This is a genomic window from Paenibacillus antri, from assembly GCF_005765165.1.
Taxonomy (GTDB): Bacteria; Bacillota; Bacilli; order Paenibacillales; family YIM-B00363; genus Paenibacillus_AE; species Paenibacillus_AE antri.
Genome location: NZ_VCIW01000021.1, coordinates 40,794 through 54,569 on the forward strand (window position 1 = coordinate 40,794; position 13,776 = coordinate 54,569).

Genomic DNA, 13,776 nt, shown 5'->3' on the forward strand with positions numbered 1-13,776 from the left:
ATGAAGAAAGTGCTCTTTTTTATCGAAAGCCTTGGCGGCGGTGGAGCTGAAAAGGTGCTCTCGGATCTAGTCAAGCATCTTGATCCGGCAAAATACGATATTACGGTCGGAACCGTAGTGGATGGCGGCATCTATACGGAAGCGGTGAGCAGTTATTGCAAGGTGGCGCCCATCCTTGAGCGACCGACCGAAGGGGATAGTTACCTCCGTAAATTCTGGTACAAAGTGAAGTATAAACTCATCTATCGGCTGCCGGTTTCTTGGGTATATAAGTTCACTGTGAAAGACACATACGACGTCGAAATCGGTTTCGTAGAGGGGTTCGCCACCAAGTTCGTCTCGCGATCGGCAAACCCCAGAAGCCGAAAAATTGCGTGGCTCCATTGTGACCCCATTAATCACAGCTATGCCGACAGCTATTATTCGGACCTCGACGACCAAATAAACAGCTATAAAACCTTCGACCACATCGTGTGCGTGTCGCACAATGTTAAGGATGCATTCGAGAAGCGGATGTTTAAGAGCCGGAAGGTGACGGTATGCTACAACCCGATCGATAGCGCGTCGGTTGTAAACCGTAGCTTAGAAAGCGGCGAATTCCGCCTGAATACACGCGGGAGTAAGATGTTGTTGTGCTCAATCGGGAGACTTGTTCCTGAAAAGGGATACGTCCAATTGTTGGAGGCCGTCCGTGAGCTCAAAAATGACGGTCTTCAATTGGAGCTTTGGATCATAGGTGAAGGTGAGGAGCGGGGCAAACTGGAGGAGTTTATCGCACAGCATGACTTGGAGGATACGGTGACATTAATGGGTTTTGATCTGAACCCGTACCGTCTCCTGAAAATGTGCGACGTTTACGTTTGTTCCTCCAAAGCGGAGGGATTCAGCATGGCTGTCGCCGAAGCGATGGTTTTGGGGCTTCCGGTCGTTAGCACGAATTGCGCGGGTCCATCCGAGTTGCTAGGGGACGGAGAATATGGGTATTTGGTAGACAATAACTCGAGGTCTCTTTATGAAGGAATCAAAACCTTGATTACGAACGAAGAGGTTCGTCATCGGTTCAAGCGTAAATCGCTAGAGCGCAGAAATATATTTAATATGGCACGTTCCATTCAGCAGATCGAAAATTTATTTTCCTAGGTGATGAAATGCAACCTTACATTAGCGTCATCGTTCCTGTGTATAACGCGGAAAAATTCATAAGAAGATGTGTCGACTCCCTTCTATCGCAGAGCTATCGGGACTTTGAGGTGCTGCTGATCAACGACGGCTCAACGGATCGCAGCGGTCCGATTTGCGACGAGTATCAGGAACGGTATGAAAATATAAGGGTGTTTCATACAGAAAATCGAGGGGTATCCGCTGCTAGAAACCTTGGGATTGAACAATGTAATGGGGAATACGTTCAATTCGTAGACTCCGACGACTTTGTCGACGAGAATTACATCCTTGGGATGCTTGAGGGGATAAGCGAAGGGATCGATCTCGTAATCGGTGGCATTCGCCAGGTGGAGGAGCGCGGTGGTCGGTTTCTGGTAACGAAAGAATATCGGCAGCCGCCTGGGGAATATAGCAAATCCGAGCTCGGAGAACATTTCAGGGATTTGCTGTTAAACTCCTATATCAATTACTGTTACGCTAAATTATTCAGAAAACGAATATTAACCGATCATGGAATTCGTTTCGATCAAGACATCAGTCTAGGCGAGGACACCCTTTTTGTCCTTAAGACGCTCGACCGCACCAACGCCTTTGCCGTCAAAGAGGAGATCTATTATAACTATGTCCAACATTCGAACCTTACCTTAACGTATCGCTTTCGACCGGATAAATTTCGCGTGTTGAACGACCTCCACTTCGCGATCGTAGACTTTTGCAAAGTGAACCGGTGTTACGATCAAAAAACAAGGACGGCGCTAGACAAGCGATATATGGAGCTGATTTTGTTTTGCTTAGACGAAAATTTTAAAAGAGGTTTCCCGCAAGCGTTACAAATTAAGAAACAGCTTGGTGTTTTGCTAGGGGATGAACATATTCAGAAATTTGTCACTCAAGGAAATGAAATTAAGCAGCAGTATCCCCTGATTCTTATACAGGCCATTCGATCGAAAAATCCTTATTTTTATTTTATTGTTTACTATTCCTTGATCGTCTATCGGAAGGTAAGGAGCAAAAAAAATGAAAAGGCTGCTGTTCGTCGCTAAATGCGAGTCTATCGGGGGATTGGAAAAGACGCTGTCTGCTTATACCGGCATGCTAAATACCGGCGAGTACGAGATTACCGTGATGACGGGACAATACAACCCGTCGTTACGAGACATGCTTCCGAAAGAAGTGAATTACAAAGCGTTATTTCGCAGACGGTTTAAAGGATTGGATCGGATCTTAATGCACGCTCCTCGATCGCTATTGCATCGATGGTACATTCGAGAACGTTACGACGTTGAGATTTCGTTCCAGGAAGGGTATCCGACGAAGATCGTCTCGGGGGCAAATTCACGAACCAAGAAGCTGATCTGGTTCCATAACGATCCTGCCTATCACGATTTTAACTTGTCCTTTATCCCGGATAAAGCGAAATTACGGGAGACGATCCGAACCTACGACGCATTGGTCGCGGTTTCCGAATCGATCAAGAAAGCTTACGCCGCATATATGCAATTGCCGGACATGACGGTGATCTATAACCCGATCGATGTTCCATTCCTGATCGATTGTTCCAAGCAAAACGTCGAGGAAGATTTGAAGGAGGGCATATTTCGATTATGTTGCGTCGGCCGGCTTTCCGAGGAAAAGCAATACGACATGCTTGTCGACTGCGTGGTCGACCTGCTTCGGGAAGGGGAGAACGTGGAACTGCTGATTATCGGTGAAGGCAGTTTATATGACGATCTGAAGAGAAAGATCGACAACTCCAACGTTCAGGATGCGATTAAGCTTCTAGGCTTTAAAAGCAATCCGTACCCCTATGTTGCAAAATCATCTTTGCTTGTTTGTTGTTCGAGAACAGAATCGTTTGGACTGGTCGTTGCGGAGGCGTTGGCGCTGGGGGTTCCAGTCGTCGCCACGAGGTGCGGAGGGCCCGAGGAGATACTGGGGCAAGGCGAGTACGGCTTGCTGACCGACAATAATAAAACCTCCTTGTTGGCAGGACTTAAGCGCATGATTCGCGATCCGGAACTTTATGCAACCTACCGAAAATCGTGCGCCGAAGCAGTAAAGAAATTCGAAAAGCAAAAGATACTGAGGGAAATAGAAAACTTATTTTGAATCTATGGAGGAAACATCGTGAAAAAAGTTGTGCTGTATAGCCATGGAGGTAGCGGGAATCGAGGCTGCGAGGCGATCGTAAGAGGGACTTACAAAATCATGCGGGATCAGCTGCAGGAAACCCCCGTGTATCTCTGTTCGCTGAATAAAGACGAAGACGAGGCAGTCGGCTTGTCGAGTCATATGAATATCGTTCCTTACTCGAATTATGTAACGAGGAAGTCCGTCGACCATATGAAGGCCGCGGCGATGAACAGACTGTTCGGAAAAGCGGACTACTATGTGACTCTGGCGCAAAAAAATCTTTACGAGCTGTTCGGTCAAGAAACGCTCGCGGTTTCGATCGGGGGCGATAATTATTGTTATACCGATTCCAAATGGCTGTATCTGAGCCATAAAGAAGCCAAACGGAAACGGGCGAAAACCGTCCTTTGGGGTTGCTCTTTAGAAGAAAAGAATATGGATGACGAAATGATTCGCGACCTAAGCAGTTATGATCTTATCATCGCGCGTGAGAGTCTAACGTACGAATTATTGCTTCGCAAAAACATTGCGAAAAACACGAAGCTGTTTCCTGACCCAGCGTTCCAATTGGACTACGAAGAAGTTGAGTTGCCGGCGAAATTCGCAAGAAGAAATACGATCGGCATCAATTTAAGTCCTTATATTTTTTCTACGGACATTGATCAGGAACAGGTCATCGATATGTACGCGGGCTTCATTAGACATCTTCTCTCGCATACGGATTCCCAGATTGCGTTGATTCCGCATGTATTCTGGAGCCACAGCAGCGATCTCGACGTCATGCGTCAGGTCCTTGCCAGGGCGGGGAATGAGGAACGCGTGTTTATCGTCGAGGCTCGCTTCAATTGTATGCAAATGAAATATGTCATTTCGCAATGCCGAATGTTCATCGGAGCTAGAACGCATTCAACGATCGCAGCCTATTCCACTTGCGTTCCTACGTTAGTTCTGGGGTATTCGGTCAAATCGCGCGGAATCGCCCGCGACATTTTCGGTTCGGAGAAAGACATGGTGATATCAGTGAAAGAGATTCGAAGTACGGAAGATCTGATTACTGCGTTCAATCATATCTGGAACCGCGAAGATTCGATTCGGGCGCATCTTAAGCAGATAATGCCCGACTATAAGAGTAGAGTCGTTCTCGCCAGCAACGAATTGAAGAAACTAGTTTCCGGAAGGTAACTATGAGAAACCAGTACAAAGCTGGAGCGATTTTATCCTTTGTTACCATATTTATAGGCAACTTCGTAGGGTTGATCTATACGCCGATTATGCTTCGGATGTTAGGGCAAGCGGAATACGGGTTGTATTCGCTAGTAGGCTCCATGATCGCTACGTTAAGCCTCTTAGACTTAGGTTTTACGAATGCGAGCATCCGGTATATCTCTAAATATCGGGCCTTGGAGGATAAGGATAAGGAGTATCGCGTGAACGGAATGTTCGTGGTCATCAATACCGCGATCGCTTTGGTCACGCTTGTAGTAGGGTTCATCATATACCGATACGCCATGAATCCGTTATTCGACGGTAGCTTGACTGCGACGGAACTGTCGAAGTTTAGAGTTATGTTCTTCATTTTGATCCTTAATCTGGCCATTGGTTTTCCGTTGTCGGTTTTCAGTTCAATCATTGTTTCCTATGAAAGATTCGTATTTCCAAAGTTGATGGGATTGCTTCGGACAGTGTTAAACCCGATCGTGATCATTTGCGTCCTTTATATGGGATATGCCTCGCTTGGGATGGTTATCGCCAACTCGATTCTGAATGTATTGTTTTTAGGAATTAATGTTTACTATTGCTTGAAAATACTTAAGATAAAGTTTCTGTTTGGAAATATTGATTGGAAGCTCATGAAGGAGATTTTCATCTATTCTTCGTTCATCTTCCTTGCCATTATCGTGGATAAAATTTATTGGACGACGGACCAACTTATCTTAGGTGCGGTTTCCGGCACGGCCATGGTGTCCATTTATGCCATTGCCTCCCAGTTCAATATGTATTACATGCAGTTCTCGACGGCAATTTCAGGCATGTTCCTTCCGCGAGTAACGACGATCGTCGTCAAGAGCGATTCGAACGAACGGGAGCTATCGGATCTGTTCATTCGCATCGGGCGAATTCAATACATCATTATGGCTTTAGCACTTACCGGATTTGCGCTGTTCGGCAAACCCTTCATCGAAATGTGGGCAGGTCCCGAATATTCGTCGGCGTATTACATCGCATTATTGCTTATCACCCCGTTCACGATTCCCTTGATTCAAAATATGGGACTAACCATACTGCAAGCGAAAAACAAGCATAAATTCCGTTCCGTTACTTATTTGATTATCGCTGTCCTGAATTTTGCGGTCAGCATTCCATTGGCTCAAGCCTATGGAGGCATTGGATGCGCGATCGGCACTGCGGCTTCGATGGTAGTCGGAAACATCATCATTATCAATATTTATTACTATAAGAAAATACATATCGACATCCCGAAATTTTGGCTGGAAATCGCAAAAATGTCGATTCCAGTGGCAATCGTCCTCGCAATCGGACTTGCGGTCAATGCGATCGTTCCGGGGTTCGGGATTTGGTGGTTCGCGGTCAAGACAGTCGTCTTCCTGATTTTGTACTGCGCAGCAATGTATGCTATGGGAATGAATCGCTATGAGAAGGAATTGATTCACTCCTTGTGGAGGGGCGTTACAAGGCAAACAAAGAGAACGGCCGTGCAAAATTTCGGTTGAGTCATCATTATTGCCATACGAGGGAGGGTGTCTATGTCAAACCGGATCGAGTCCTTCGATTCTGTCAGAGGAATCGCTTCTATGGTCGTCGTTATTTTCCACTGTCTTATTTCGTTCCCTCTCTTCCACGACTCCTACTACTCAAACAAGCATGTAAGTTCGTTCTTGGAGCTATTTACGAATACGCCGCTCCATCTAGTCTGGGCTGGAAAAGAAGCGGTCCTTCTGTTTTTTATTCTTAGCGGGTTTGTATTGGCTCTTCCTTTCTTAAAGGAGCGACCGCCCGCTTACGCATCTTTCGCCATAAAACGATTTTTCCGTATCTATATCCCTTACATCGTTGTCATGGCGGTTTCCTGCATACTCTTGGTCCTGTTCGCGCAATATCAGCCGATCGAGAGCTTAAGCCATACCTATAACGAAAGATGGAACCATCCTCTGGACATGAAGGCCTTGACCTCGTATTTGCTCATGATTAATTACGATCTAACCAATGTGAACGGCGTAGTGTGGACATTGTTTCATGAGATGAGAATCTCGTTCGTATTTCCTCTGATCATGCTCGTCGTCGCACGGAACTCATTGTTCCGTTCTTTCACGGCATTGTTCGTTATGATCGCTATTGCATATGTTGGTCTAGGATTTCTATCCAACTATGCCACGACAGGTCTGTTGTCGGCTTTTATCTTTTCCGTTAGAGAATCCGTGTACTACATGCTGTTTTTCGCATTAGGCGCGTTCTTGGCAAAATACAAGGACGTCATCGCGAAGTCGCTGCAACGCGCCCCCTTCCCATTAAAAGCGGGGGTGTTGTTGTTGGCTATCTCAACGGTTAGCGGAAGATGGTTATATTGGTTCGTCGATGCCCTGCCGCCGTTTGTTTTGGACGTCGTTTCCGCTGCCGGGATTCTCGCGATGTTCAGTTGTATCCTAAGCATGAAGCGACTGGATAGGGTGTTGAGCGGCGGAGTGCTAATGTTTCTCGGGAAAATATCCTACAGCCTTTATTTGGTGCACATTCCGGTTCTTATGCTGGTTGGTTCCTATGCAGGGAGGTTACTTCCCTTGCCGGTCGCATTCGCATTCGTTCCGGCAGTTTCCGTAATTGCGGCTGCCTTCGTGTACAAATATGTGGAACAACCTGCGATCTGGGCCGGGAGATCGGTAGCGAAGCATATGGATACCAAAAAGCGAAACTTCGTTAGGAAGGAGCATTCCGTTCATATATGAACGCCGGAATGAAGGTGTGATGAGACCTGAGACTGAGGGGGAATGAAACTTTGGATCGAATTCGGGATCGAATATCGGAGTTGGATGCCTTAAGGGGTTTGGCTGCATTGGCGGTCATGTTATTCCATTACGTATATTTTTACAACCATAATTATGCGATTCATCCCATAGATACCAGCGGTTCCTTCTTTCAATACGGAGCCTACGGGGTTCATTTGTTTTTCATCATAAGCGGGTTTGTCATATACATGACCATTCGGAAGTGTGAATCGGTTAAGGATTTCTGGGTAAAGCGCGCGATTCGGTTGTATCCGGCCTATCTCACTGCGGTAGCCTTCACTTTTCTTGCGACATCGACATACTCTGGACTTGATTCGTTGTCCATCAGTATCATTGACGCTCTTTTGAATGCAACCATGCTCCAAGGGGTGGTTCCAGGAGTAGACATTCCTCTGGTGGACGGTTCATATTGGAGCTTGGCGGTGGAATTACATTTTTATGTATTCTGCGGAATGCTGCTAGCGACAGGATTGCTTAGAAGTCCGTTGACCATTTCGTGGGTTTGGATGGTTACGATATATGTGTTGAAACTGCTGTTTGTTGCAGGAATGATTCATCCGATCGTCGGCGATCTCGGGATAGTAAATTATTCCAATCTCTTTATTGCGGGAGTCATGTTTTTCGAGCTAAAGAACGGGAAGCGGATCGTTCCCCACGTCATTATCGTCCTCGCAGCGGCATATCAGTTTATTTTCTTTTCCTTTTTGTCAGGAGTGATCGTCTCGGCGTTTTACCTGCTATTTTACGCGTTACTAACAGGGAATCTGCGGCTGCTAAATAACAAGCCCCTCATTGCTTTAGGAACAATCTCATACAGTCTATATCTTATTCACCAAAATGTAGGCTATCTGATCCTTCATTATCTGGAGGACAGAGGGTTTACGCAACCGGGGATTCTAGCGGTTCCGGTAGTCGTTTCAATTTTATTAGCCGTAGTGATCACGAATTTTATTGAAAGACCGCTTCAGAGGAAGATGCTTCGAGCGTACGGTGCTGTGAGGGCGAAGGACGGGAGCGATTCGATTCCAGTGGCTACCTAACCCATCGAAGGAGGCGAGCATAGGATTCGTAAAAAAATAGCACAGAGGGAGTGAAGGGATGAAGAGGTGGATGGCGCTGACATTATGCGCAGCGATGATGATGGGGGCAATTCCTAGTATGTCTGCGGCGGATCCAGCAAGGAAGGCGTTAACCGATATCCAAAACCACTGGGCGGCAGAGGGGATTATGCGTCTCCAGGCCCTAGGATGGGTCGGAGGATACGAAGACGGTACGTTTCGGCCGGACCGAAGCGTTACGAGGGCGGAATTTATCGCCGTTTTGATCCGCGCATTGAAGTTAAAACCTGCGGGCTCGTTCACCGTTCCCTTTAGGGACGTACCCGCGGACTACTGGGCAACGGACGAAATCGCTGCTGGACGTTCGGTTGGTTTGCTTGCCGGAGATCCGGACGGCGCATTTCGCCCCAATGACGGAATGACAAGGGCGGAAGCGGCTTCCGTGCTTGCAAGAGCATATCTTTATCCTGAGGATGATCAAAGTGGCTTCGCCTTCCGGGACGTCAGCCAAGAACATTGGGCGTATGAATCCGTTATGACACTTGCGGGGAATGGGATCGTGGAGGGGAATTCGCAAGGGTTATTCCAGCCGAATCGATCGGTTACTCGGGCGGAGGTTGCCGTGATGCTACTCCGAACGATCGATTCGAATGTACGGCCGGCGAGTTCCGTCATATCCGGGCCGCCCGTTTTGCCGAACGTGTATGAACTTATCCCCAGGGATTGGAATATTTACAGCGACGGTACGCACGCGAAGGAAACGACGAAGGGGTTTAACGATGCTTTGGTCTGGGCGCATAAAGCCGGTTATACCGTGTTCAAGGTACCGGCGGGGACGTATTTGATTTCTAAACCCGTGAAAAACACGATCGGGTCGGACGGATATATAACAATGGTGCCGAACATGACGTTCTGGGCCGATGATAACGCCGTGTTCCAGAAAGAGGCGAACGATTCTGAAAGCTATACGACCTTGCTGGTTCCCTACGGCGCGAATAACGTAGTCATCCGAGGGGGCACGTATCGAGGCGATAAGGATACCCACAATTACGCGGTTAAAGACACATACGGGCCTGGTACCCATGAGGGCGGATACGGGATATCCATCGCCGGAGCAAACAACGTTACGATCGATGGGGTGAAGGCTGTCCACTTTACGGGAGACGGAGCGATCGTCGGCGGAAAGCCTACACTGATTCAAGATATTTATGAAACTGGGTTTACCTCCGGCAATATAGACGAAGCCGGGAACATGCTCGCCGATCCCGCCGCCGTCCGGACGAAGACGGCGGTTACGCTCGATCCTGCTAAAAAACCGATGTTTGCGACTGAAAAATATTTCGAGCTTTCGAATCCGCGTAATCTCCCAGGTATGTTCGATATTTATTTTTATCGTGCCGACGGTTCGTTTCTCTCGCGTCAAACGAATGTCGCGATGAGACAGATCCTTTCGATTCCTTCAGAAGCAAATCATTTCCATCTCGTGTTTCGCAAGGCAAGCGCGACGGATGCGTACGTCGAAGTATGGAACAGGGTTCAGAGTGATTCCGTCGTTATCAAAAATTCAGAGTTTGCGTTTAATCGACGTCAGGGAATCACCGTAGCCGGGGGCAATAACGTTACAATCGAAGGGAATAAAATCCATGACATCGGGGGCACTGCTCCGATGAGCGGGATCGACGTCGAGGGCGGTTATGGGGAAAACGGGATGTTAAATACGAACATTTACATTCGAAAAAACGAGTTTTACAATAACAGACTTTACGACATCATTCTGTATGACGGTCGCAATGCGGTGGTGGAAGGGAATCGGTTAGGCTCCTCCAAAGCAATCGGATTGGCGATTTCTGATCCATTCACAGGGGCGACGGTGCAAAACAATACGTTCGTAGGTTCCGGGATCAGCGCCGCGCACGATGCTACGTTTATCAATAATACGATGAGCGACGCAACGGCGGCCTTCCAAGGTCCCAATGTCGTCGTCGATCAACTTACCTTGACAGACTCGGTATTTACGGTCACGAACAAGGTTAAGTTCGGCGTACAGGTGTCGAATTTGAGGATGACGAACACAAAGAAGGGAACCTCGGGGATTACTTTATACGGCGAACCGATCCATATGAAGAACGTATCTATGAAGGGCGAGAGCGCGCTTCGGAATCTGACGGGAGAAATTGCCGACGGCAGCATTTTCGATAATCTCGTGATAGAAGGGTATAATTCGACGTACGGAATCGATCTTCCCCGGGGAACATATAACAACTGCAAATTCACGGCATCCGGTCAAGGAAGCGGAACGATTTCTGTAAATGGCGAGGGTACGTACGCATTGAATAAATGTGAGATTTCGGTGTCGGGAAGGGCTCTTCATGTAAGCGGTGATGGAGTGGGCTTTACGATTCGCGACTCCAAAATCGGAATCAATGGCTCTTGGGGGCAAGCGCTGTATGTGGAACAAGCGCGGAATTTGCTGATCGAGGGGAATGAAATTCGAGCGGAGCATCTTGCACAACCTGTAAATCTGATTCAGTTCTACAAGAGCGGAGAGAAGGTAAATCGAAATGCAGTCGGTAATGCCGTCATAAAGTCCAATACGATCGTCACCAACAATGCGTCGAAGGGAGTTTCGACGCAAGACGGAGGAGCCGGGGCACCTGCATTTACGGTAACGGACAATGTTCTGGTGAACGCAACGTTAGACTTGAAGAAGGCGGACGTTCAAAGGAATAATGAGCTGATTTCTGGACAGTAAGGTAAAACGTCGAGGCCCGGGGATCGGCCCGGGCCTTACGTTGGGTTATGTGGAAATCGGGCCGAATGTGCGGAAGACGGCTCGCGGTCCGATGTACTTCCAGGTTAATCCATTAGGGTCTGTCCAGTTGCCAGAGGCATGGCTGGGAGGCATGGAACCGCTTGTTCCCGAAGTGATGCTGTGGTACACCTTACCGTTCGAATGCACCTCCGCGCCTACGGAATAGATAGAACCTGGAGTCCAAGCGACGTTCGACGCGTAACCGGCCAAGGTGCAAATCCACCCAACATGACTTCCGGGCACGGGCCTTGCGTTAAAGTAAATGTCGCCAAGATGGAAATACCCGGAAGATGGCTCCGACACCCCCTTGCGCTCCGGGTCATATGGGACGAACCTGCTGTCGTTTACCGTAGGAATAATTAAATTCGAAGTCGTACGATTGTCGGCGAATACGAACCGGAGAACGCCGGACGCGTTGGAATAGTAAGTTAAGTCAAGCGAACCATCGCCAGCGAACGATAGAGTATTTCTCTTCAAGATGACTTCCGCTGAAGCCGGATATGCGGCAATGCGCAACAGGTGCTGGAAGGATGGGTTGTGGATCGCGATTCGGGAATCGGTAATCCGGATCGACCCGTATCCACGGTTGCTCTCGATAATAAGAAGACTGTTATTAGCCCTGACCGTAATGTCGCAGTCATCCAATGCAATGCTTGGAGTTTCCCCGGCGGTGTTCGTATTCCCGACGCTTATGAAGGAATCCTCGAACTTAGATCGACGGACCCTGGCTTCTTTGCCCTTCGTCATGTAAACATGGTTGTTGAGCGTGGATTGAATAAAGCTGCATCCTTCCAAGACGAGGATATCTCGAACCGTCAATTCGTCGCGTGTTCTCATATTTACCATGATGTTTCGAAATGTACTATTCACCGATTCGAGCGTTCTGAAATTCACTTCCTTTTGCGGATACAACGAATCGAACGTGCAACCTTCGATTCGATCGACGGTAACCGAACTCGTTCCAACGGCGCTGCTGTATTTTACGTAATTATTCTTAAAATGGTACAATGCGCCGCGTGCCGTCTCGATTATGAAGGGGTCGACGAAGTTATTTTCCGTCACGGAAACCTGGTAGCCGCTACCGTTCAAAATCGTCACTCCGTTGTGTATGCTATTACCCGTAATATTGACGTACGCGTTTTCTATGCGAGCTGTCATTAGTCCGATCGAAGACCCGCAGTTGAATATAAAGTTTCCTCGGATGGTCGCGTGAGCGAGCGAATATAGATTGACCGCGGTTGAATCCACGTTATAGATATGATTGTTCTCGATCTGTACGGAGTAGCAACCTACCAGTATCCCATGGTTGCTATTGTATATCAGATTATTACGAATCACGCAGTTATCTCCGAAGGAATCCTCTTGGTTGATCGCATACCTTGTAGGATCGTAGAACGTCGGGAGGCCGTCCAGAAACTTCAGCGTATTCTTCCCGTTGTCGCGAATTACGTTATGCTGAATGACGTTGTAGCTCCCTCCACCGGTGATACCGCCTCTATGGCCGTTAAAGATTTCGTTATGCTCTATGACGTTGTGGTGAGCGATGTCGCCGTAGACGATAGTGATCTGCATGTATTTATTTGCGTTCGCTTCTTGGCGAAACAGCAGTCTGAACGTTCTTGCGCCGACGGGGACGGTAATGGGCGTATAAATCTTGCGTCTCTTCTGCACACCGAGATAAGCGTTATTTTCACCGTAAAAATAAACATCCACTTCTCTTACGTTGAGGTTGGTTTCCCGGGTATACCCAGCGCCTGCGATGAGAATAGAAGAGTATTCCACATCCGAAGGGAGGGGGATATTCGTAGTGATAACCGTGTTCTGCGATGTCGTCGGTTGTCCGGTTTTATCGTCTAGGCCGTTTACAGTGAGTCCCTGGTAAAACTCGACCAAGGATCGGAACGCGGAACTCACCAGCGAGACGTTATCTCCCATGTAGTCGCTGATTGCGCAGTGAGAGACGGAACAATGGCTGGACCCTCTTCCGATCACAACTCCATAGGTATGCTCCATCTTTGCTTCTTCCGTAGCGTTGGTCCAACTCCGATCCGTCCGGTCGCCTATGATTCTTCCGCCAACGAGATGAGCGTTGGTTACGTTCTCGAACACGAAGCTATTTCCTTTAAAGTTAAAGTAATCGTTAGTAGTACGGTTATCAAAGGGCGATTTTCGGTCCGAGTCATACATGACCTTAAAAGTCGATCCATTGAGAAAAAAGGTAAGGTTGCTAAGCATTGCAATCGACCTAGGGTAGCAGATGGAGTACTCCCCTCTCGGGATGACCACGGCGTTGTAGCCGCTCTCCCGAGCAAAGGCAAGTGCATTGTTTATTCCCTGGATGTTTCGGTCGGCGCTCGTATAATCCGCTTCCGTATAAGGTTTCTGCGGAAGCCCTTGCACGATCCCCCATCGTTCTATATCGATCATGTAAGTCGCGCTACCCGACATCGAATTTATAATGGTATCTATGTCGCTAAGCCTCGACTTTAGGTTCACGGTTGGCTCGACGTAAACGGCCTCGGCAACAGTGATCGGCAACAGGTACTCGTTGCTTGCGTTTTTCAGTTTTTTCAGTTTTCCCTCCATAACG

The 13,776-nt window shown here is 47.9% G+C and carries 9 protein-coding genes; 8 read left to right on the forward strand and 1 reads right to left on the reverse strand.

Annotated elements, in window-relative coordinates:
* The 8 genes from FE782_RS25145 to FE782_RS25180 all read left to right on the forward strand — a co-directional run bounded on the left by FE782_RS25145 (position 1) and on the right by FE782_RS25180 (position 11,126).
* A complete protein-coding gene (locus FE782_RS25145; RefSeq protein WP_138197123.1) occupies positions 1-1,140 on the forward strand; it encodes a glycosyltransferase in 1,140 nt (379 codons plus the stop codon).
* Between the two features lie 8 nt (positions 1,141-1,148).
* On the forward strand, positions 1,149-2,204 hold the full coding sequence (locus tag FE782_RS25150) for a glycosyltransferase family 2 protein (RefSeq protein WP_138197124.1): 1,056 nt from the start codon (positions 1,149-1,151) through the stop codon (positions 2,202-2,204).
* Positions 2,179-3,270, forward strand: coding sequence for a glycosyltransferase (locus FE782_RS25155; protein ID WP_138197125.1), 1,092 nt, complete (start codon positions 2,179-2,181; stop codon positions 3,268-3,270). Before FE782_RS25150 ends, FE782_RS25155 begins: the two co-directional genes overlap by 26 nt.
* Before the next feature lie 18 nt (positions 3,271-3,288).
* Positions 3,289-4,476, forward strand: a complete 1,188-nt coding sequence (locus FE782_RS25160) for a polysaccharide pyruvyl transferase family protein (RefSeq protein ID WP_138197126.1) — start codon at positions 3,289-3,291, stop codon at positions 4,474-4,476.
* Positions 4,477-4,478: 2 nt separating this feature from the next.
* Complete coding sequence (locus tag FE782_RS25165; protein ID WP_138197127.1) at positions 4,479-6,026, forward strand: oligosaccharide flippase family protein; 1,548 nt, start codon at positions 4,479-4,481, stop codon at positions 6,024-6,026.
* A 33-nt stretch (positions 6,027-6,059) separates the two neighbouring features.
* Positions 6,060-7,256 (forward strand): acyltransferase family protein, encoded by a 1,197-nt coding sequence (locus FE782_RS25170; protein WP_138197128.1) that lies wholly within the window; start codon positions 6,060-6,062, stop codon positions 7,254-7,256.
* Between the two features lie 50 nt (positions 7,257-7,306).
* The gene (locus FE782_RS25175; protein WP_158299536.1) at positions 7,307-8,356 is read left to right on the forward strand and encodes an acyltransferase family protein; all 1,050 of its coding nucleotides are present in this window, start codon (positions 7,307-7,309) and stop codon (positions 8,354-8,356) included.
* Positions 8,357-8,426: 70 nt separating this feature from the next.
* Positions 8,427-11,126, forward strand: coding sequence for a right-handed parallel beta-helix repeat-containing protein (locus FE782_RS25180; RefSeq protein ID WP_158299537.1), 2,700 nt, complete (start codon positions 8,427-8,429; stop codon positions 11,124-11,126).
* A gap of 45 nt (positions 11,127-11,171) precedes the next feature.
* On the opposite strand, the gene FE782_RS25185 is transcribed toward FE782_RS25180, so the two are convergent.
* Positions 11,172-13,772, reverse strand: a complete 2,601-nt coding sequence (locus FE782_RS25185; protein WP_138197131.1) for a right-handed parallel beta-helix repeat-containing protein — start codon at positions 13,770-13,772, stop codon at positions 11,172-11,174.
* Positions 13,773-13,776: the final 4 nt, after the last annotated feature.